We start from the raw sequence: 21,043 nt of genomic DNA, 5'->3' as shown, positions 1-21,043 counted from the left end.
CGCGGGGCCCGGGTCCCGGCCGGGGGCGTCAGACGCGGAGCGTGGTGACGGCCGCGACCCCGGTGAACTGCAGGGGTTCGTAGCCGAGGGCGAGCAGTTGGGCCGTGAGCGTCAGCGTGCCGCCCCGGTGACCCTGACCGCCCGGGCCGCCCTGACCGCCCGGGCCGCCCGCCGTCTCGGCGGTGTCCGCGCCGTCGACGGTGTAGGGCCCGTCGTTGAAGGCCACCGTGATCGGGACGCTGAAGGTGCCGCCGGGACCGAGGTCGACGGCGGGCGACGGGGCGTAGGTGCCGACGAGGGTGCCGCCCGGCCCCGGGGTCAGGACGACCGGGACGCCGCCCACGGTGACGGTCAGGTCGCCCGGGTCGACGCCGCGGGTACGGGCGAGGATCAGCCGGATGCCCACGGAACGGTACGCGGGACCGTCGGCCGGGTCGGTGAAGACGATCTGCCCGGAGGCCGCGTGGCAGGGCCGCCCCGGCGTGCTGTTGCCGAGGGTGATGCGGGCGCTGGTACGGCCGTCGACGAGGAAGTCGTACGTGGTGCCGTTGACGGTCAGGTTGTCGACGTACGTGTCGAGCGTGAGCCCCGCGTTGGGCTGGCCCAGCCGGCCCGCGTTGGCGATGACCCCGTCGACGCCGTCGCCGGCCGCGGTGCAGGCGGCGATGTACTCGGCGAGGGTGCGGTCGGCCTGGGCGGGGATCGTCCCGGCCTGCCGCGAGGTCCGCCACAGCGAGGCGGGGCCGTTGACGAAGTGCTGCCAGACGCCCTGGACGACGCCCTGGCGGCCCTGGCTGTCGGTGGCGAGCTGGGGCTGGAAGCTGAGCGTGGTGAAGCTGCCCGCGCAGATCATGGGGAGCTGGAGGTTGGCGGCGGTGCCGGTGACGCTGCCGGTGGTGACGAAGGAGTCGTACGACAGCTCCGAGGCCGCGATCGTGGCGAGCGGGACCCGCGCGGGGAAGGGGTGCGCGGCCTGGGACTGCTGGTCGCCGGTGATGGCGAGGTGCAGGCTGCCGTTGAAGCGGACGGGGTCCGCGAAGGGCGAGACCTCCTGGATCCCGGGGGTGCGGTCGCCGTTGCCGGGCTGGTCCTGGAGCCGGAACCAGGGCCCACCCGGCCCGAGGTCGGCGGCCCGGACCTGTTCGACGCGGGGGGCGGAGGAACCGGGTGCTGCGGATATCACGGAGGCGCCCGCCGCCAGGACGGCGGCGGCGGCAAGCGCTATCGGGCGGATCATGAGGCGGGGGACTCCCTCGAACGGGCGGCCCGGTACGGCCGCGACAGGGCGGCGCCCAGTGGCGCCGCGGCCTCGTATGGGTGCCCCGCGGGACTGCGCGTCCGGCATATGACAGGCCGGGCTCACCCGCGCGTCGCAAAAAATCCCACGCCTGGCGCCGAGAAGGTGCGGACGGCGCGGCGCTCCCCTGGGGCGGACGTCGAGGTGCACGCGGAACCCGGGCCGGTCGGGTCCCGCATCGGCGAGGGCCCGCACGAGGGTGGACGGCCGCCGCCCCGCGGCCGAGGCGGCATGCCCGTCGCGGGAGCCGGCGCCCCCGACTCCCCCGGCGACCGGTGCGACGCGATCCCCGCGTCCGGCACCCGCGCCGCCCCTCCTGGCACACGGACGGGCGGACACGGCCCACGCAACGCGATGCGATCAGGCACCGGGCAGGGGCCTCGCGGTGGGCGAACCCGACCAGGCCCGGGTCCGCATCGGCGAGGGCCCGCACCAAGGTGGTCGGCCGCCCCCGCGCGGCCGAGGCGGCATGCCCGTCGCGGGAGCCGGCGCCCCCGACTCCCCCGGCGACCGGTGCGACGCGGTCCCCACGTCCGGCACCCGCGGACGCGCGGCGCGCACTGCGATGCAATCGGCTGCCGGGGCGTCGAGGTGGGTGCGGAACCGGCCGCATCGGTGAGGGTCCGCTACGCGCGGCCGCCGGGGGAGCCGGTCGTCGCGGGGGCGGGCGGGCGGTCGGCTCCCGGGGCGGGCGGGCGGAACTGGGGGCCGTACGTGTGGCGCCCGTCGCCGAGCGGGATCCCCATGAGGGCGAGGGCGGGCTCCTCCAGTTCCTCCATCGTCCGGATCGCGCGGTTGAGCGCGCCGTGGTCGGCCGACTGCCAGGCGGACTCCAGGCCGCGCAGCAGGTCCCCGTACGCGGAGTCGAAGCGGCGCAGCAGGGTCGCGGCCTCGCGGGGCGGGTGGGGCCAGCCGCCCCGGGGGACCACGCCCATGGGGTGGACGTCCGGGAACGGGATGGGCGGGCCGCTGAACTCCCACAGGCCGTCGGTCTCCTCCAGGGCCCGGCCGTGGTAGATCTCCGCGAAGGCGAAGTAGTGGGCCAGGTCGCGGTGGCCCCCGACGGCCTCGCCGGTCGGTGCCTCCGGGGAGTCCGAGCTGCCCTCGCCCTGCTCCTTGATGATCTCCACGGCGGCGACGACGTCGTCCAGGGTCCGCATCGGCCGCAGTTCGTCGGGGCCGATGCGCTGGCCGATCTGGCCGCGGACGCTGAGCTCGGGGCGGTGGTCGAGGAAGGCGGTGACGACGCCGTTGTAGAAGTCGCCGATGGTCGGCGGCCCGGCGGACGGCTCGGGGAGCGTGGACTCCGGGGTCTCGATGGCCATGAGGACGTCCCGTACGTACGCGCGGGTCAGCCCGGAGAGGGAGACCGTCAGCTCGCTGCGCACGCCGCCGGGCAGGCGGCAGGGGTAGTCCGGGGTGACGCCGGCGATCCGCGGCCGGCCGCCGACGGCGACCAGCATGTTGCAGGCCAGGCCCATGTGGAACATCTCGTCGGTGACGATGCCGCGGATCAGGCGGGCGACGGTGTCGGAGCGGTCCCGTACCGACCACCACGCGCACAGGTAGGGCGGGATGGTGGCGAGTTCCAGCTCCACGGCCACCTGCAGGGCCTGGTGCAGCCAGTCGGTACGGCGGGAGGCCGCGGGGACGGCGAGCAGCCGGGCGACCATGCCGTGGGCGGCGGCCGCGGCGACCGCGGGGGCGACCGCCGGTACCGCCGCGGCGGCGGTCTGGACCGCCACCGGCAACGTCGCCGCGAGCGGGGCCGCGTGGGCGGCGGTGCCGAGGACGGCGGGGCTGACGGCGGCCGCCGCGGCCGACTTGACGAAGCCCCGGCGGTCGAGGGCGGCCGGCGGGACCTCGTCGCCCCCGCGCCCGTTGTCCTGGTCGTCCACCGGTTCCGTCACCCACGTCTCCGTCCCCGAGAAGAATGGCGCGCGGGACACGGCACTGGGCGGACCCGCGAGGCTGGCGAAGCTACCAGCCGGGTCCCGGCCCCCCGGGCCGCGACGCCGCGCGCGCCGTACCGTGCCGCCCGTGCGGCCCAACGGGCCCCGGACGCCGTCCGCGGGCGGCCCCCGCCGCCCGCCTGACCTCGGCTCCGCGCCCGGCGCGGGCTCCGCGGTGCGCCCCGGGCGCGGGCGTATGCTGCCCGGCGGCCCCTCCCCCACCCGAGGACGTCCCGACATGCCCGACACCGGCGGCGCCACCGCGCTCGTGGTCATCGACATGATCAACACCTACGAGCACGAGGACGCGGAGCTGCTGCTCCCCTCGGTGCGCGAGGCGCTGCCCGGGGTGCGCCGGCTGATCTCCCGGGCCCGGGAGGAGAACGTGGACGTCATCTACGTCAACGACAACTTCGGCCGCTGGCGCTCCCACCACGACGAGATCCTCCGCATCGCGCTCGACGGCCCGCACGCCGGCCTGGTGGAGCCGGTGCGTCCCGACGCGGACTCGCTGTTCGTCGTGAAGGCCCGGCACTCGGTCTTCTTCCAGACGCCGCTGGAGTACCTGCTGGGGCAGTTGGGGGTGGACCGCCTGGTGCTGTGCGGGCAGGTCACCGAGCAGTGCGTGCTCTACTCGGCGCTGGACGCGCACATCCGTCACGTGACCACCGTCGTCGCGCAGGACGCGGTGGCGCACATCCACCGCGACCTGGCGGACGCCGCGCTGCGGATGATGGAGCGCAACATGGGCACCCTCGTCGCGCCCTCCGCCCGGATCGCGCTGCGCTGAGCCCCGGCCCGGCGGCCCTGCACCTCCCGCACCCGTATGGGAACGGGCATTCGGGGCATTCGAAACGTCAGGAGGTGCTGACGATGGTTCCCCTGCCGGCCGGCCCCGAGGACGACGCGGCGAGCGAGGTGGGACGGCTCCGCGCGGAGAACGAGCAGTTGCGCCGCGCGCTGGGCAGCCGGTCGGTCATCGACCAGGCCGTCGGCATGGTGATGGCGGCGACGCCCTGCCCCGGCGACGTGGCCTGGGCGGTCCTCGTGCGGGCCTCCCAGTACGGCAACGTCAAGCTCCGTGAGGTCGCGGCCGCGCTCGTGGCGAGCGCGGGCGGCCGGCCCCTGCCGGCGGACGTCCACCGCGCGCTCCTGCGGGCCCGGCGTCCCCGGCCCGTCCAGCAGCCTCGGCCACCTCGGACGCCTCGACCTCCTCGCGGAGGCGCCGGCAGGTGCGGCTGATCAGCCGGGAGACGTGCATCTGGGACAGGCCGAGCCGGTCGGCTATCTGGGTCTGCGTCATGTCGCGGAAGAACCGCAGGTAGAGGATCTGCCGCTCGCGCGGGGGGAGTTCCCGTAGCCGCGGTGCGACGGCCACGCGGTCCACGACGAAGTCCAGGCAGGGGTCCTCGGACCCCAGGGTATCGAGGAAGGCGCGACCCTCCGCGCCGGGGGTGGCGGAGTCGAGGGAGGCGGGGGCGAAGCTGTCGAGGGCCTCCATGGCGGTGGCCACGTCCTCCTCGCTCATCCGGGCGTGCGCGGCGATCTCGGCGACGGTGGGGGTGCCGCCCTTCGTCCCGGCGAGTTCGTGGCGGACGGCGCGGACCCTGCTGCGCAGTTCCTGGACCCTGCGGGGGACGTGGACGCCCCACAGGTGGTCGCGGAAGTGGCGTTTCACCTCGCCGACGATGGTGGGGACGGCGAAGCTCTCGAAGGCGCTGCCGCGGGCGGGGTCGTAGCGCAGCACGGCCTTCACCAGGCCGAGCGCGGCGACCTGTGCGAGGTCCTCGGTGGACTCGCCGCGGTGCCGGAAGCGGCGCGCGAGCCGTTCCGACATGGGGATCCAGGCGACGACGACCTGCTCGCGCAGGGCGTCCTTCTCCGCGCCGTCGGGGAGGGCGGCGATCCGCCGCAGGACCTCGGCGGTGTCCGGGGCGTCGTCGTGCGGACGCGGACGGGCGCCCGGGGGCGGATGCGGATTCCTGGTACGGGGCTCTCGGGCGGCCATGGCGGACCTGTGCCTTCCTGCCGGGGACGGGAGCCGCGCCGCGCAGGGGCGTGCCGTGCGGAAGGGCACGCCCGCGCTCGGGCGCCCTGCCGGGACGCCCCGCGCGTGCGTGCCTCCGTTCCGAAGCACGGGGATCGCGTGCCCCGGCGCGCGCCGTCCAAACCTCCCTCCGGGCATCGGCGCTGAGCTTCCGTCAGAGAGCCGCGGCCCGGTGGCCGGCCCCCTCAGGCGGGCACCGCCGTCCGTCCGTGCCCGCGGTCCGGCGCCCGTACACGGCCCGCCGGCGCGGCGGGGCGCGAACGGCGGCCGGGCCGCGTACGGTGCCCCGCCCGGGACGGCCCGCACCGGACCGACGCCGTTCCGCCATCCGGGGACGTGCCGGACGTCAGCCGCAGGACACCCGCAGGTCGCGCGGACAGGGCATGAAGGGGCGACAACACCTGCGGACAGGCGCACGACGCGCGGGGGCGACCGACCATGGGCATCACCACCACGACGACTCCACGTCTCCTGAGCGGCGCCACGCTGCGCCGGATCGCGTGCCTGGCCCCGATCGTGCTCGTCGGGTGGTGGGTGGCCCGGCACTGGCACCTGATCGCCGACGGGGGCCGCGGGTTGCTCGACGCCAACCGGGGCTGGCTGCTGGCCGCCGTGGCGGCGACCGGGCTGGCCTGGGTCGCCGTGTCCTTCATGCGGCAGGGCACGGTCCTGGAACGGCTCCCGGCGGGACGGCTGCTGGCCACGCAGTTCGCCGCGGGCGCCGCGAACCACCTGCTGCCCGCGGGCATCGGGGCGAGCGCGGTCAACCTGCGCTTCATGCGGGCGTGCGGGCTGCCGCCCGCCCGGTCGGCGGCGGCCATCGCGCTGTACTTCCTGGCCGAGTGCGTGGGCCGGGGGACCCTGCTGGTGGTGCTGCTCGCCGTGTTCCCGCACGCGCTGCGGCTCGACGGGCTGCTGCCCGACGGCATCTCCGTACCGGTCGGCCCCACGGCGGGGGTGGCGGCCGGGGTGTGCGTGGTCGTGACGGTCGTGCTGGTCGCGATGCCCCGGCTGCGGCAGGTGGTCCGTACGTTCCTGGCGACGGCGTTCACCGACGCGCGCACGCTGCACGCCCGGCCGTCGCGGGCCCTCGCGCTGTGGGGCGGCTCGCTCGCCTTCCCCGCCCTGCAGGCCGCCGGCCTCGTCGCCGTCACCATGGCCCTGGGTGTCCCGGTGCCCTTCACCCACGTCGCCGTCGCCTACCTGGTGGCCAGCGTCGCGGCGGCGGCGCTGCCGACCCCCGGCGGTGTCGGCTCGGTCGACGCGGCGCTCGTGGTGGCCCTCGTCGCCACCGGCGCCTCCCTCGCGGCGGCCACCTCGGCGGTCCTCGGCTACCGCATCGTGACGGTCTGGCTGCCCCTCGTCCCCGGCGCCCTGGTGCTGGGCGCGCTGGTGCGCCGCAAGGTCGTCTGACCCGCGCCCTCGCCGGCGAAAACCCCGTGGTGGCGGCCCGGCGGCGCGTGCCACGCTGACCGCGGGACAGGGCGCGGGAGGGCGGAACGCTGGAACTGCACGAGTACGCGGAGCGGGACGCGACCGGGCTGCGGGAGCTGATCCGCGCCGGCGAGGTGACGGCGGGCGAGGTGGAGGCCGTCGCGCGCACGGCCCTGGAGGCGGCGGGCGCGGAGCTCAACGCGCTGACGCTCCCGCTGTTCGACCCCGCGCCCGCCCACCGGGCGGACGGGCCGCTGGGCGGGGTGCCCTTCGTCGTCAAGGACGGCGGGCCGTTCGTGCGGGGCGTGCCGTTCACCCTGGGCAGCCGCGCCCTGCGGGGTGCCGTGGCGGACGCCGACCACGATCTGATGGCCCGGTTCCGGGAGGCCGGGCTGGTGGCGCTCGGCCAGAGCACCGCGCCGGAGTTCGGCCTGAACTTCGCCACGGAGCCCGTGCGGTACGGGCCGACACGCAACCCCTGGGACCCGGCGCGCGGGGTGGGCGGGTCGAGCGGCGGCTCGGCCGCGCTGGTCGCGGCGGGGGCGGTGCCGGTGGCGCACGCCAACGACGCGGGCGGTTCGATCCGCATCCCGGCGTCCTGCTGCGGGCTGGTCGGGCTCAAGCCGGGCCGGGGGCGCACCCCGTGCGGGCCGCTCACGGGCGAGGCGGCGTTCGGGCTGCAGGTGGAGTTCGCCGTGACCAGGACGGTACGGGACGCGGCGGCGCTGCTCGACGCCGTGTCCGGGCCAGGTGACGGCGCCAAGTACCCGCTCCCGGCGCCCCCGGTGCCGTACGCGCGGGCGGTGCGCTCCGACCCGGGGCGGCTGCGGGTCGCCGTGACCACCGCCGCGTGGACGGGGACGCCGGTGGACCCGCAGGTCGCCGCGGTCGCCGTCGACGCGGCCAAGGTGCTGGAGTGGATCGGGCACCGCGTCGGCGAGGACGCGCCGCGCCTGGACGGGGACGACCTCGTGGAGGCCGCCGCGCCGGGCGCGTTCGCCAGTGGCGGCGCGCTGCTGCGGGCGGCCCCGCGCATCGACCGCTCCCTGCTGGAGGCGGTGTCGCGGGCGGTGCTCGCCGAGACCGAGGCATGCACGGCGCTGGAGCTGATGGCGTCGATGGAGGCGCAGCACCGCGTGACCCGCGCGGTGGACCGCTTCTTCGCCGGTCACGACCTGCTCGTCACGCCGACGCTGGGCGCGCTCCCCGCGCCGCACGGCACCCTCGACCACGACGACCCCCGGCACACGGTGCGCTCCTGGCTGCGCGAGTTGTTCGCGTACGGGCCGTTCACGGCGGCCTTCAACGTCTCGGGGCACCCGGCGGTCAGCCTGCCGCTCGGCCAGAGCCGCGAGGGACTGCCGGTCGGGGTGCAACTGGTCGCCGCCCACGGCCGGGAGGACCTGCTGCTGGCGGTCGCCGCGCAGTTGGAGCAGGCCGTCCCGTGGCGGGACCGCAGGCCGCCCTTCCCGGCCGGCTGATCCCGCGCGGCCAGGAAGGGCGGCCTCCCCGCGCTCAGCTGCTGCTCGGGCTGGTGCCGGTGCCGTTGGTGGGCGGGAACGCGTAGACGTGCTGCGGGGTGACGATCTTGGTGATGGCCTCGGCGAAGAGGCTGCTGGGCTCGTTGCCGCCCACGGGGGTGTCGGTGTTGAGCAGCACGACCAGGGTGGCCCCGGCCCCGGGCAGGTGGACGGCCGTGCTCTGGTAGCCGGGCAGGGAGCCGTTGTGCCCGATCCAGCCGTGGTTGTCGAAGAGGCCGAGGCCGTAGCCGATGCCCGGGTAGGGGGTGGGGAGGAAGGTCGTGCGCTGCGTCTGCGTCGCCCTGGCCAGCAGGGTGCCCTCGGCCACGATGCGGGCCCAGGCCCGCAGGTCCTGCTGGTCGGAGATCATCGCGCCGGCCGCCCAGGCCCAGGAGGGGTTCCAGTCGGTGGCGTCGGCCTCCTTGCCGTCCTTGGTCTGCCGGGTGTAGCCGCGGGCGTGCGGGCTCGGGAAGGCGCGCCCCGCGGGGAGGACGGTGTGCTTCAGCTTGGCCGGGGCGAGCACGTTGCGCTGCAGGTAGTCGCCGAAGGACTGGCCACTCGCCTTCTCGATCACCAGGCCCAGCAGGACGGTGTTGGTGTTGCAGTACTGGAAGCGGGCGCCGGGACCGGACGGCGAGGGGTGCTGGAAGGCGTAGGCGAGCAGTTCGGCGGGGACGAACTCCCGGTGCGGGTCGGCCTTGAGGGTCTTCTGGAAGGCCGGGTCGTCCGTGTAGTTGTAGAGCCCGCTGCGCATCTCGGCGAGGTGCCGCAGCGTGATGCGGTCGCCGCCGGGCACGCCGTCCACGTAGCGGGCGACGGGGTCGTCGAGCGCGACCTTCCCCTGGTCGACCAGCTTCAGCAGCGCCGTCACGGTGAAGGTCTTGGTCTCGCTGCCGATCCGCACGTAGAGGTCGGGCGACATGCGCGCCTTTGACCTCTTGTCGGCCACGCCGAGGGCGCGGACCCAGGAGCCCTTGCCCGCGGCCCACAACCCGACGCTCACACCGGGCACCGCGGTCCTCTTCAGCGTGGCCTTCAGCGCGTCGTCGAGCTTCTTGACGACCTCGCCGGTGAGCGCCGGGAAGTCGTCGCCCGCTCCCGGCGAACCACTCGGCGAACTGGTCGGCGAACCGCCGGGGGAGGCCTGCGCGGGGGAGGCGGAGGCCGGGTCCGCCGTCCGGTCCTCCTCGGCCCGCGCGAGCGGCGAGGCCGGCGCGGACGTCGTCGTCCTGGTGCCCCCGGGGGAGCGGGTGCTCTCCGCGGACCCGCCGCACGCCAGGGCCGTGGGGAGCACGGCGGCGGCGAGGGCCGTCGCGACGGCCCTCCGCACGGTGCTGCGGAGCCCGGTCGGACGGGCGCACGGCTGCGTCATGTCGGTGCCTTTCGGCCGTGGGGACGGGCGGGGCGAGGGCATGCCATCGCGAACGTAAGCCGACCGTCGCGGTGCGGCGACCGGACGGCGGGTGACGCGCCGCCGGGCGGGTGAGCGACGGCCGTCGCGGGGGCGGGTCTTGACGGTGCGTCGGCTCATTGGTTGAGTGGCTCATCCACTGAACCATGGAGGTGTGATGGAAGCGCTGCCGCGCACGTCGATCGTGGACGTCCTGGAGGACCGCATCCGCGAGGAGATCCTCTCCGGCCGCCACCCCGCGGGAAGTCTGCTGCCGCCCGAACGCACGCTGGCCGAGGGGTACGGCGTCACCCGGACCACCCTCAAGCACGCCTTCGGCCGGCTGGTGCAGGCCGGACTGCTGGAGACGCGGCACGGCGTCGGCACCCGGGTCCGGGACTACGAACGCCTGGGCGGCGCCGACCTGCTGCCCATGCTCGTCCGGCACGACGCCCGCTGGCTCGGCGAGATCTTCGAGGTACGGCGCGGGGTGGGCGCCCTGATCGCCGGCGCGGCCGCGGCCCGCGCGAGCGGCGCCGCGCGGACCCGGCTGCGGGAGCTGGTGGAGGCCGTGCGCACGGCCGGCGACCCGGACGCGGTGCAGCTGGCGGACGCCGAGGTGCACCGCGCACTGGCCCGCGCCACCGGCAACCGCGTCTACGTGCTCCTCACCAACACCCTGTTCAACGCCTACCTGCCGATGCGCCGGCACCTCGCGGGCCCCTTCCAGGACGGGGAGGAGGCGTACGCGCGGCTGGCGCCCGTGGTCGCCGCGGTGGAGGAGGGCGACGGCGCGGCCGCCCGCGCGGCGGCGGAGGCCTATCTGACGGCGACCGAGGAGATCATGCGTGAGGGGCTGAAGTCCCGGTGAGCGCGGCACGGGGGACGGTCTTCGCCGAGCGCATGTCGGGCACCGTACGGCTGCGCGGCGAGGACCGGGAGCGGCCGGTGCGGCTGGAACTGACGGCGCGCAGCGACGGCCTGCTGCTGCCGCACCGCACGACCGCGGCCCGCGTCGGCGGACGGCTGCGCGTCGCGGGCCGGGCCGACACCGCCGTCACCGGCACGCTGGAGGTGTCGCCGCTGGCCCGGCGGCGCGTCCACTACCGGCTGGAGTACGAACTCGACGGCGAGCGCTGCCTCCTGGAGGGCTGGAAGTCCGTCACCCCGCGGCGGCCGCTGGCCTCGATGACCACGCTGCCCTTCACCCTCACCGCCGGGGACGACCCGGAACCGGCCGGCACCGGCACCCTGCGCTTCCGTACGGCGACTTCGCTCGTGCCGTTCCTGGCGAGCTTCCGCTTCCCGCGCCGGGACGACCCCCGGGCGCAGTGGGCGCCGCGCTGGGACGGCGCCGCGGGCCGCACCGAGGTCTGGTACACCACGGCCACCGACCCGGCGACCGGCACCGGACTGTGGCTCCACCACGAACTCGTCGCCCCCGCCGACGGCTCCCCCGCCTTCGCCCACGGCTGGGCCGCCGTCTTCCCCCCGGACGGCAAAGGCCCCGTGGAGCACGCCCGCTTCGGGCCGCTGCCCTGGGCGCCCGCGACGGGCGCCGAGGGCTTCACGGCGGACGGCGTCGAGGCGGTGCCCGGCCGGCTGCGCGGCACGGCGGGCGAGCTGACCTGGGACCTCACCGAGGACCCCGGCACCGAGCCGCCGCTGTACACCTTCCCGCGCTGGTCATGGCGGCACCCGCTGCTGCCCGCCGCGCAGATCGTGCCGTCGCCCCGCGCCCGGTACACGGGCACCTTCCGCCACGGGACGTCCGAACTCGCCCTGCGCGGCGCCCCCGGGGCCTCGGCCCGCATCTACGGCCACGGCAACGCCCGCCGCTGGGCCTGGCTGCACGCCGACCTCGGCGACGGGGACGTGCTGGAGGTCGTCGCGGCGGTCTCCACCCGCCCGGGTCTGGACCGGCTGCCGCCGCTGGTCTTCCTGCGGCTGCGCAAGGACGGCCGCGACTGGCCGCGCGGCGGCCTGCGCCCGGCACTCGGGCGGGCCGGCCTCGGCCGCTTCACCGCCGACATCGGCCTGCCGCGGTGGACGGTCACCGGGCGGGCGGGCGGGCGGCGGATCACCGTACGGGTCGAGCAGCCGCCGGAGCGCACCCTCGCCCTCGACTACGCCGACCCCGACGGCTCCCCCGCCGTGTGCCGCAACAGCGAGACCGCCGACGCCCACGTCGTGCTGGAGCGCCGGAGCCGCGGCGGCTGGCGCACCGAGGCGCAGTGGACGCTCGCCGGCACCGCCCACGCCGAAGTGGGCGGCCGGTGAGCGCCGCCGTCCGCGGCCTGGTCGCCGCGCTGCTCGCCGACGCGGGCGACGGCGGCTGGCCCGCGGGCGTGCCGCGCCGGCTGGACGGCCTGCTGGCGGCGATGCCCGCGCGGACCCGGCACGGCTTCCGTGCCGCGTCGGCCGCGGTCGACGCCTACGCGGTGGCGCGCACCGGGCGGCGGCTGGAGCGGCTGGGCCCGGGGGAGCGGGAACGGGTGCTGGCGGGACTCGCCGCGCGGCCCGCGCTGCTGCCCCTGCTCGACGTGGTCAAGGTGCCGGTGCTGCTGGCGGCGGGCACCGAACGGCTGCTGTCGGGAGCGCCCCGCGGCGCGGTGCCCGCGGCCCCGCAGGACCCGCCGCTGGACTGCGTGCCCGCCGGCGAGTGGCCGGACCGCTCGCGCGCGGACGCCGTCGTCGTCGGCTCGGGCGCCGGCGGGGCGATGGCGGCGCGCACCCTGGCCCGGGCCGGCCTGCGGGTGGTCGTCCTGGAGGAGGGCCGGCGGCACACCACGGCGGAGTTCGGACGGCGGGCCCCGCTCGACCGGTTCGCCGAGCTGTACCGGGACGGCGGCGCCACCGTGGCCCTCGGGAACCCCCCGCTGATCGTGCCGACCGGGCGCGCCGTCGGCGGTACGACGGTCGTCAACTCCGGCACCTGCTACCGCACTCCGGACCGTGTGCTGGCCCGGTGGCGGGAGGAGCACGGGCTCGGGGACCTCGCGGACCCGGTGGCCTTCGGCGCGTACCTGGACGAGGTGGAGCGCACCCTGCGGGTGGCGCCCCAGCCGCACGACGTACTGGGCCGCAACGGCGACCTCGCGCTGCTCGGCGCGGGCGCGCTCGGCTGGCGGGCCGCGCCCCTGCGGCGCAACGCGCCCGGCTGCCGGGGCTCGTGCCAGTGCGTGGTGGGCTGCCCGTCCGGGGCGAAGCAGAGCGTCCAGCTGTCGGTGCTGCCGCAGGCGTGCGCCGCCGGGGCCCGGATCGTCACCGGGGCCGAGGTGCGGCGGGTACTGACCGAGCCCGACCGGCCCGGCGGCCCGCGCGCCTGCGGCGTGGCGGTACGGCGGCCCGACGGCAGCGAACTGGAGATCCTCAGCCCCCTGGTCGTGGTGGCCGCGGGCGCGCTGCGCACTCCCCCGCTGCTGCGCCGCTCCGGCCTCGGCGGGCACCCGCGGACCGGCCGCAACCTGGCCGTGCACCCCGCCACCAGTGTCGCCGGGCGGTTCGCCGAGCCGGTCGCGGACGGCGGACCGGCGGTGCTGCAGAGCGTCGGCGTGGAGGAGCTGCACGGGGACGGCATCCTCGTCGAGGCCACCGCCCCGCCGCCCGGCATGGGCTCGTTCGTGCTGCCGGGCGTCGGCCGCGAGCTGCGCGCGGAACTGGAGGACTCCGGACGGCTGGCCACCCTCGGCGCGATGATCGCGGACCGGCCCGGCGGACGCGTCCTCGGCCGCGAGGGCGCCCTGCTCCGCTACGACCTCGACCCCCGCGACGGCCGCCGTCTGCTGCGCGCCGTCCGTGCGATGGGCGACCTGCTCTTCGCCGCCGGGGCCGAGGAGGTGCTCACCGGTGTCCCCACCGCCCCGCGGGCCCGTACGCCGCGGGAGTTCTCGGCGGCCCTGGAGGGCGTGACGGCGCGGCAGTTGCACCTGTCGGCCTTCCACCCCACGGGGACGGTGGCGCTGGGCGCGGACCCGCGGGTGGCGCCCGCCGACCCCGCGGGACGGCTGCGCGGCGTCCACGGGGTGCTGATCGCCGACGCCTCGGCGCTGCCCAGCTGCCCCGAGGTGAACCCCCAGCTCAGCATCATGGCGCTGGCCCTGGCCGTCGCCGAGGGCGCGGTACGGGCGGCCGGCTGAGGGGTCGGCGTGCCCGCGCTAGGCGTCGGAACGGGCCGCCGGGAGCGGCGTGTCCGGCCGGGTGGGCACCCTTCCCGGCACCATGGGTGCGGCGTGGCGCAGGTCGAAGGCGGGCGACTCGGAACGGATGCGCGGCAGGGAGCGGAAGTTGTGGCGCGGCGGCGGGCAGCTCGTCGCCCACTCCAGGGAACGGCCCCAGCCCCAGGGGTCGTCGGTGCCGACCGGCTCGCCGTACTTGGCCGTCCGCCACACGTTGTAGAGGAACGGCAGGATCGACAGCCCCAGCAGGAAGGAGCTGACCGTCGAGACGGTGTTCAGCGTGGTGAAGCCGTCCGCCGCCAGGTAGTCCGGGACGCGCCGCAGCATGCCCTGCGTGCCCAGCCAGTGCTGGACGAGGAAGGTGCCGTGGAAGCCGGCGAAGAGCGTCCAGAAGGTGATCTTGCCGAGGCGTTCGTCGAGCATCTTGCCGGTGAACTTCGGCCACCAGAAGTGCAGCCCGGAGAACATGGCGAAGACGACGGTGCCGAAGACGACGTAGTGGAAGTGCGCCACGACGAAGTAGGAGTCGGAGACCGCGAAGTCCAGCGGCGCCGACGCCAGGATCACGCCGGTGAGCCCGCCGAAGACGAAGGTCACGAGGAAACCGGTCGCCCAGAGCATCGGCGTCTCGAAGCTGAGTGAGCCCTTCCACATCGTGCCGATCCAGTTGAAGACCTTCACCCCGGTCGGCACGGCGATGAGCAGCGTCATGAAGGAGAAGAAGGGCAGCAGCACCCCGCCGGTGACGTACATGTGGTGCGCCCAGACCGTCGCCGACAGCCCGGCGATGGAGATCGTCGCCGCGATGAGGCCGGTGTACCCGAACATCGGCTTGCGCGAGAAGACCGGTATGACCTCGCTCACGATCCCGAAGAAGGGCAGCGCGATGATGTAGACCTCGGGGTGGCCGAAGAACCAGAACAGGTGCTGCCACAGCAGCGCCCCCCCGTTCGCCGGGTCGAAGACGTGCGCCCCGAACTTCCGGTCCGCCTCCAGCGCGAGCAGGGCCGCGGCCAGCACCGGGAAGGCCATCACCACCAGCACACCGGTGAGCAGCACGTTCCAGGTGAAGATCGGCATCCGGAACATCGTCATGCCGGGGGCGCGCATGCAGATGATCGTGGTGATGAGGTTGACCGCGCCCAGGATGGTCCCGAAGCCGGACAGCGCCAGCCCCATGATCCACAGGTCGCCGCCCACCCCGGGCGAGTGCACCGCGCTCGACAGCGGTGCGTAGGCGAACCAGCCGAAGTCCGCCGCGCCCTGCGGGGTGAGGAAGCCGCCCACCGCGATCAGCGAGCCGAAGAGGTAGAGCCAGTACGCGAGCATGTTGAGCCGGGGGAACGCGACGTCCGGGGCGCCGATCTGCAGCGGCATGATCCAGTTCGCGAAGCCGGAGAACAACGGGGTCGCGAACATCAGCAGCATCACGGTGCCGTGCATCGTGAACAGCTGGTTGAACTGCTCGTTCGACATGACCTGCAGCCCGGGCCGGGCGAGTTCGGCACGCATCAGCAGGGCCATCACCCCGCCCCCGCAGAAGAAGGCGAACGCCGTGCCGAGGTAGAGCGTGCCGATGGCCTTGTGGTCGGTCGTGGTCAGCCAGGCCACGGCGGACGCCGCGCGTCGCGGGAACGTGAGACTCATGCCCGGTAGGTGTCCGGGCCGGGCCCCGGCGTCACGCGGAGAACGTCACAGCGGCGGGGTGTGATGATCGGACCCATGGCGGACACCAAGCGGTCATGAGCACGGACGAGACGCAGTCCCAGGCGTTCGCCGCTGCCTACCGCGAGCACTACTGGGCGGTCAGCCGCTACGTCGCCCGGCGGACGGCCGGGCGGCAGGCGTACGACGAGGTGGAGGAAGTGGTGGCGGAGGTCTTCGCCGTCGCCTGGCGGCGCCGCGCCGAGCACCCCTCGTACTCGCTGCCCTGGCTGTACGGCGTCGCCCGCAACTGCATGGCGAACAGCGTGCGCGGGCAGGGGCGGCGGCGCAGGCTGCTGGACCGGATCGGGAACCACGAGACGGCGCACGGCGCGCACCTCGTGCCGAGCCCCGGCACCGAGGCACCCGGCTCCTGGGTGCACGAGGCGCTGGGCCGGCTGGCGGCGCCCGACCAGGAGGTGCTGCGGCTGACCGCCTGGGAGGAGCTGGACGTCGGGGAACTGGCGGTGGCGCTCGGCTGCGGGCGTTCCGCCGCCGCCATGCGCCTGCACCGGGCGCGCCGCAGGCTGCGCGAGCAGATCGACCGCATGGGGATGACCGTGACCCAGGAGGGGCCATGACCGACGAGCCGGAACTGGAGCTGCTGCGCCGGGCCGACCCCGTGCCGGCCGGGGATCCGCGCTGGCGCGACCGCCCGCTGGACGCGCGGGCCGAGCACACGCTGCGGCGGCTCCTGGCCGCCGAAGCGGTGTCCGGGAGGGCCGCCGCGTCCGCGCCCCGCCGGACCGGCCGCCGGGTGGGCGGCCTCGCCACGGGCCTGGCCGCGGCGGCGGCGGCCGTGGTGGCCGCCCTGGTCGTCGTGGTCTCCGGGGCCGGCGGCACCCCGGCGGTCGCCGCCCCCGTCGCGCTGCGTCCGCTGGCCGGCTCACGCGAGGTCCCGCTGGCCGACGTGGCCGGCGCGGCCCGCGAGGCGGCGGCACGGGGCGGCGGCACGGGCACCCGGCGGGGGAGCCACGTGATGACGTGGAGCATGGCCATGGAGTCGGGACCGGGCGCCCGGCCGCCCGTCACCCTGCCCGAGGAACACCTCACCCGCTGGAACGCCGACGGCAGCGGCACCGAACTGGTCGTCGCCACCGACCCCCGGCACCCCGGCGAACCGGTGATCAGCGACTCCGGCGGCGCCCCGCACACCGTCGCCGACGGCGAGGTCCTGCACCGCGCCACGTTCCCCCCGGGCACCCTCCCCGCGTACGGCCGGTCCGGGACCGAGCCCCCGGACTCGGCCGAGGAACTGCGGGGCTACCTGTCGCAGGTGTACGGCTGCGCCTGCGCCGGCACCCCGGAACTGGTGGACGCGCTGGCCTCGCTGTTGCAGGACTGGACGCCGGGGCCCGCCGGCACCGCCGCCGTCGACGAACTCCTCGCCGCCGCCCCGGGCCTCCGCCCGGCCGGCGCCGTCACCGACCGCCTGGGCAGGCGCGGCCAGGCCTACGTCCACGACACCGCCGGCCTGCGCCGCATGCTCGTCCTCGACCCGGCCGACGGGCGCGTCCTCGGCGTCGAGGAGACCTTCACCAGGGACCAGCCCGAGTACCGGGTGAAGGCCGGCGACGTCATGTCCTACCAGGCCTGGATGGACTGACCGACGGCCCGCCGCCTCACGCGAAGCGCCCGCTGCGCACCGGACCGGACGGGGCGGACCGTTCCCGTGGCCCCCGCGGCGGGCGGCCCACCACCCGGGCGGCGAAGGAGCGGAAGGCCTCGTCCGAATCGGGCGGGGTCCCGCCGTCGCCCGGGTCCGGGGTCGTATCGACGGCGAGGACGTCGTCGGCGATCTCCTGCTCGGCGCGGTCGTCGGCGGCGGACTTCCCGACGGAGCCGTCCGGGTCCTGCCGCAACTGCTCGCCCCAGAACGGGACACAGTGCTGCGCGAGCAGGCCGCTGACGTCGGCGCAGACCGCGGGCGGCCGGGTCCAGCAGGTGGCGTGCTCGTACAGCACCTGCCCCGGGGCCCGGTCGAGGAGACCGCCGAGCAGGGCGGGGTCGGTCTCGCCCAGGTCGTAGCCGACGACCACGGTGTCCGGGCGGTCCGGCGCGTACGGCTCGAGGGGCAGTCCCAGGACCCGGGCCGCGGCCAGGGCCATGATCCGGCTGGAGCGGTCCGGCAGTGCGCAGACCGCACGCGGTGCCGTCCCGCCGGCCTCGATCGCCAGCCTGAGCCGGTCCAGGCCGAGGTGACACAGGGCCGGGCTGTCCTGGAGAAAGGCCCAGCGGCCGGTCATACTCTCGAAGCCGTACGGAGAGAGCGTCGCGAGCAGGCCGCCGGTCAGGACGTGGTGCCAGCCGCGCAGGTCGCGGTCGTCCAGCGCGCTGAACCCGGCCAGCGCGTCGGCCCGTCCGAGCATCCGGCGCAGGCGTGCCTCGGCGGGCTGCCAGCTTTCGTCGGCCCCATCCGGCCGGGGCAGCCGGGCGGCGGTGGCGCGGGCGAGTGCCGGCTCACCGGCCACCAGTGCGTTGTGGGCCAGCAGGTAGCGCTCCGGCCAGGGGGCGAGGTCGGGTTCGCGCGCGCGGAGCAGTTCCGTCGCCTCGCCGTGGCGTTCCTCGCGCTCCAGCGCGGCGACCAGCTCCACCAGAACGCTGCGGGAGCCGGGCGCCTCACGCAGCGCCGCGCGCAGTGCGGGCACTGCGAGGAAGGACGCGCCCTCCTCGACGCAGGCGTAGCCGTACGCGTACAGCTCCTGCGCGCCGCGGGGCTCCGCGGCCAGCGCGGCGGCCGCGGCGGCGAGGGCGTCGAGGCCGGAAAGCCGGGCGACGCCCTCCATGAGGGGGGCAAGACGGGCGGGGTCGGTGGTCTCGGCGTGGGCTCGCAGTTCGCGGATGGCGCCACGGGCGTCGCCGGCGTCGACCAGCCGGCGTATCGCGGTCAGTGGTTCGTCGTTCACGGTGTCGGTCCTCCTGTGTCCGTGCAGGGCGGGGCAGCCGGGGGTCTCCGGCTGCGGGTGGGGAGGGACCGTGCGCGAGAGCGTCCGGCAGCGGGGCCGGTGCTTCGGGGCTCACCGGTGCGGGCGGCGCGCGCCCTTTCCGTGGCAGGTGCTTTCGGTCATGTGCGGGATCGTCACATCCCCCGCGCGGCGCGGCAAATGATTTCCGCCGCCCGTGCCGGGCGCAAGGCCGCACCGGTCACGGACGAGGACCCCTCATCACCCCCGGAGCCGGACGGCCCGCCGCCCGCCCCGGGCAGAACCACCCCGCGGCGGGGGCGGGCGCCCCCGCCCCCCGCCGCATACGTCAGCGTGCCGCCAAGACGACCAGGCGGGCCGCGGACGTGCCGAGGCCGGTCGGGCCGGTGGGGGGCCGGAACGCGCCGACCGGGCGGCGCAGTTCGGCCTCGTCGTAGCGGTGGCAGCCGCGGTGCCAGGCGAGGATGCCCGAGAGCCAGTTCTGCAGCTCGCGCACATAGCCGTCCAGCACCGCCCGGGCCTCCTGGTCGAGGGCGAAGTCGTCGTACAGGACCGGGAGTTCGTGCTCGGCCACGTGCTGGAACTGCCGCATCCGCCCGGTCATCAGGTCGTGGACGACGGCGAGCGAGGCCTTTTCGTCGCAGTCGAAGAAGTTCCGCACGACCAGCAGCGCGTTGTGGATCTCGCCCTCGAACTCGATCTCCTTCTGGTACGAGAAGACGTCGTTCATCAGGCAGGCGTAGTCGGCGGCGGCGTTCTCCAGCGAGCGCATCGGCCCGCTGCGGTAGACCTCCTCGGGCACCCGCCGGCCGTGCCCCAGCCGGCACAGGCTCATCGTCAGGTCGGAGCCGAAGGTGTGACGGCGCATCTCCAGGTAGTCGACGGGGTCGGGGACGCGGTTCTGCGCCTGGTTGGCCAGTTCCCACAGCCAGCTGCCCGTCATGTGCTCGACGGCCGTGCGGAAGCGGCGCCGCGCCTGCGGTTCCATCGTCGCGACCGTCCGCGTCCACAGGTCGGCCAGGCCCCGTTCCAGGGCGGTGGCCGGGGCCGGGGCGGCGTAGCCGTCCACCGGCATGAGGGCCGACAGGCGCTCGTTGGCCGCGCGGGCGCCGGCCAGGTCGCGGGTGCGGCCGTAGACGGCGGGGAAGTAGTCGTCGGCGTAGGTGCCCCAGGTGAGCCAGCCCGAGGTGAGGTCCAGCGCCTCGGGTGACGCGTCGGGGTGGATGCCGGCGGCGCACAGCGGGAAGTCGAAGGCGGCCAGCTTGTGCTCGTCCCAGACGTGGGAGTGCGGGACGCCGGGCTGCGGCAGCAGCAGTCCCGTCCGGTGTGCCCAGTCGACGACGTGGCGCCGCGCTGCGTCCAGGTGCGGGCTGAGCCGGGCCGGGAACGGCATGAGGAAGTCGGGCAGCGGGGTCGGCCCGGTGTGCCGCGGCCCATGGGTGAACGCCCGGACGCGGGCCGTCTCGGCGCGGCCGGTGGTCCGTACGGTGCCCGCCGACACCCCGAGCCCGCCGGGCAGCGCGAACGCCGACCACCGGGGGCCCGCGGCGGCGCCCGCCCCGCCGCCGTTCATGTAGCGGCTGGAGCGCATGTGCCACTCGTGGCCGCCGGACTGCCAGTCCTGCAGGCCCTTGACGTACGCCAGCACCCGCGCGCACTGCTCCGGGTCGAGCGCGTGCTCGGCGAAGAGCGGGGGCAGCTCGGTGAGCGCGGTGTTCTCGAACTGGTGCAGCCGGGAGGTCAGCAGGTCGTTGACCGACTCCGCGGCCTCCTGCGTCGAGCAGCCGAGGAAGGTCTCCAGGACCAGCACCCCGTTGCTGAACTCACCCTCCTCCTCCGTCTCGCGCTGGTACGAGAAGAGGTCGTTGCGCAGGTGCACCGCGTCGGAGAAGGCGTCCCGCAGCACGAGCAGCGGCCGCGCCCCGGCGACGGCGGCCGGCACCTCGGCCCCGGCGGCGTACTCCACCAGCCCCGCCGACCAGGGCGCGCCGCCGACCTTGCGCCGCATCTCGATGTACTCCACCGGGTTGGGCACCCGGCCCGCGTTGATGTTGGACAGCTCCCACAGGGACTCGTTGAGCAGGTGCTCGGTGCTCTCGGCGAAGCGCCCGCGCCAGTCCATGGACATCGCCGGCACCGTGCGCGCCCACAGGTCGGCGAGGCCCGCCTCCACCGGGTTCCGCGGCTCGGGCGTGCCCTGCGCGAGGTCCATCGGCATGAAGGCGGGCAGCCGGTCCAGGTACGCCTTGCCGCCCTCGCGGTCCTGCGTGCGCTTGAACGCCTCCAGGAAGTGGTCGTCGAAGAAGAAGACCCACACGTACCAGTCCGTCACCAGGGACAGGGCCGGCCCGGAGCAGTCCGGGTGCGTGTACGCGCACAGCAGCGCGTAGTCGTGCGCGTCGAGGTCGTCGGTGTCCCAGATGCCCGAGCCCTCGAGCATCCCCATCTCCCGCGCCCAGCCACGGGAGTGCTCCCTGGCCTCCTCCACGTGGGGGTTGAGCCGCGCGGGGTACGGGAGGTAGAAGTCGGGCAGTTCAAATGGCTGCGTCACTCGTTCAGCGCTACCCGGGGCCACGTCCCCTATCCGGCATCACGGG

The 21,043-nt window shown here is 75.8% G+C and carries 15 protein-coding genes and 1 pseudogene; 9 read left to right on the top strand and 7 right to left on the bottom strand.

Features of this window, described 5'->3' with window-relative positions; translation table 11 throughout:
- Positions 1-28 precede the first annotated feature (28 nt).
- Both ACZ7MY_RS24940 and ACZ7MY_RS24935 read right to left on the bottom strand, forming a co-directional pair.
- Positions 29-1,237, bottom strand: a complete 1,209-nt coding sequence (locus ACZ7MY_RS24940; protein WP_499604872.1) for a hypothetical protein — start codon at positions 1,235-1,237, stop codon at positions 29-31.
- Positions 1,238-1,923: 686 nt separating this feature from the next.
- Positions 1,924-3,207 carry a ferritin-like domain-containing protein gene (locus ACZ7MY_RS24935; RefSeq protein ID WP_499604870.1) on the bottom strand — a complete coding sequence of 428 codons (1,284 nt, stop codon included), beginning with the start codon at positions 3,205-3,207 and terminating at the stop codon, positions 1,924-1,926.
- Between the two features lie 280 nt (positions 3,208-3,487).
- Between ACZ7MY_RS24935 and ACZ7MY_RS24930 the strand changes: the two genes are divergently transcribed.
- Together ACZ7MY_RS24930 and ACZ7MY_RS24925 are read left to right on the top strand one after the other, a co-directional pair.
- Positions 3,488-4,039: a cysteine hydrolase family protein gene (locus tag ACZ7MY_RS24930; protein ID WP_499604868.1), complete on the top strand. Its 552-nt coding sequence runs from the start codon at positions 3,488-3,490 to the stop codon at positions 4,037-4,039.
- A gap of 83 nt (positions 4,040-4,122) precedes the next feature.
- A pseudogene (locus tag ACZ7MY_RS24925) lies at positions 4,123-4,293 on the top strand (ANTAR domain-containing protein); the annotation flags it as partial.
- A 28-nt stretch (positions 4,294-4,321) separates the two neighbouring features.
- Here ACZ7MY_RS24925 and ACZ7MY_RS24920 read toward each other — a convergent pair.
- Entirely contained in the window at positions 4,322-5,257 is a 936-nt protein-coding gene (locus ACZ7MY_RS24920) for a SigB/SigF/SigG family RNA polymerase sigma factor (protein ID WP_499604866.1), read from the bottom strand.
- 477 nt (positions 5,258-5,734) lie between these two features.
- Between ACZ7MY_RS24920 and ACZ7MY_RS24915 the strand changes: the two genes are divergently transcribed.
- Positions 5,735-6,709 carry a lysylphosphatidylglycerol synthase transmembrane domain-containing protein gene (locus ACZ7MY_RS24915; protein ID WP_499604864.1) on the top strand — a complete coding sequence of 325 codons (975 nt, stop codon included), beginning with the start codon at positions 5,735-5,737 and terminating at the stop codon, positions 6,707-6,709.
- A 170-nt stretch (positions 6,710-6,879) separates the two neighbouring features.
- Positions 6,880-8,211 carry an amidase gene (locus tag ACZ7MY_RS24910; RefSeq protein ID WP_499604862.1) on the top strand — a complete coding sequence of 444 codons (1,332 nt, stop codon included), beginning with the start codon at positions 6,880-6,882 and terminating at the stop codon, positions 8,209-8,211.
- Positions 8,212-8,245: 34 nt separating this feature from the next.
- Here ACZ7MY_RS24910 and ACZ7MY_RS24905 read toward each other — a convergent pair whose 3' ends face one another.
- Positions 8,246-9,622: a serine hydrolase domain-containing protein gene (locus ACZ7MY_RS24905; protein ID WP_499604860.1), complete on the bottom strand. Its 1,377-nt coding sequence runs from the start codon at positions 9,620-9,622 to the stop codon at positions 8,246-8,248.
- A 196-nt stretch (positions 9,623-9,818) separates the two neighbouring features.
- On the opposite strand from ACZ7MY_RS24905, the gene ACZ7MY_RS24900 reads away from it, so the two are divergent.
- Genes ACZ7MY_RS24900 through ACZ7MY_RS24890 form a run of 3 tightly spaced genes read left to right on the top strand, consistent with a single transcriptional unit; the run spans position 9,819 to position 13,779 of the window.
- The gene (locus ACZ7MY_RS24900) at positions 9,819-10,511 is read left to right on the top strand and encodes a FadR/GntR family transcriptional regulator (RefSeq protein ID WP_499604859.1); all 693 of its coding nucleotides are present in this window, start codon (positions 9,819-9,821) and stop codon (positions 10,509-10,511) included.
- Positions 10,508-11,920: a tocopherol cyclase family protein gene (locus ACZ7MY_RS24895; protein WP_499604857.1), complete on the top strand. Its 1,413-nt coding sequence runs from the start codon at positions 10,508-10,510 to the stop codon at positions 11,918-11,920. Before ACZ7MY_RS24900 ends, ACZ7MY_RS24895 begins: the two co-directional genes overlap by 4 nt.
- Positions 11,917-13,779 carry a GMC family oxidoreductase gene (locus ACZ7MY_RS24890; protein ID WP_499604855.1) on the top strand — a complete coding sequence of 621 codons (1,863 nt, stop codon included), beginning with the start codon at positions 11,917-11,919 and terminating at the stop codon, positions 13,777-13,779. Before ACZ7MY_RS24895 ends, ACZ7MY_RS24890 begins: the two co-directional genes overlap by 4 nt.
- A gap of 18 nt (positions 13,780-13,797) precedes the next feature.
- Here ACZ7MY_RS24890 and ctaD read toward each other — a convergent pair whose 3' ends face one another.
- Positions 13,798-15,465, bottom strand: coding sequence for an aa3-type cytochrome oxidase subunit I (ctaD, locus tag ACZ7MY_RS24885; RefSeq protein ID WP_499604853.1), 1,668 nt, complete (start codon positions 15,463-15,465; stop codon positions 13,798-13,800).
- Between the two features lie 95 nt (positions 15,466-15,560).
- On the opposite strand from ctaD, the gene ACZ7MY_RS24880 reads away from it, so the two are divergent.
- Together ACZ7MY_RS24880 and ACZ7MY_RS24875 are read left to right on the top strand one after the other, a co-directional pair.
- On the top strand, positions 15,561-16,103 hold the full coding sequence (locus tag ACZ7MY_RS24880) for a sigma-70 family RNA polymerase sigma factor (protein WP_499604851.1): 543 nt from the start codon (positions 15,561-15,563) through the stop codon (positions 16,101-16,103).
- Positions 16,100-17,128: a CU044_5270 family protein gene (locus ACZ7MY_RS24875; protein WP_499604850.1), complete on the top strand. Its 1,029-nt coding sequence runs from the start codon at positions 16,100-16,102 to the stop codon at positions 17,126-17,128. Before ACZ7MY_RS24880 ends, ACZ7MY_RS24875 begins: the two co-directional genes overlap by 4 nt.
- 16 nt (positions 17,129-17,144) lie before the next feature.
- Here the strand turns inward: ACZ7MY_RS24875 and ACZ7MY_RS24870 are convergent, their stop codons facing one another.
- Together ACZ7MY_RS24870 and ACZ7MY_RS24865 are read right to left on the bottom strand one after the other, a co-directional pair.
- Entirely contained in the window at positions 17,145-18,428 is a 1,284-nt protein-coding gene (locus tag ACZ7MY_RS24870) for a hypothetical protein (protein WP_499604848.1), read from the bottom strand.
- A gap of 346 nt (positions 18,429-18,774) precedes the next feature.
- Complete coding sequence (locus tag ACZ7MY_RS24865) at positions 18,775-20,997, bottom strand: family 2 encapsulin nanocompartment cargo protein terpene cyclase (RefSeq protein ID WP_499604846.1); 2,223 nt, start codon at positions 20,995-20,997, stop codon at positions 18,775-18,777.
- Between the last annotated feature and the right edge of the window lie 46 nt (positions 20,998-21,043).

The sequence above is a fragment of the Streptomyces sp. NPDC111520 genome (assembly GCF_055635295.1).
The sequence above is the reverse complement of the archived record's forward strand: the minus strand, read 5'-3'. Positions and strand labels throughout refer to the sequence as shown.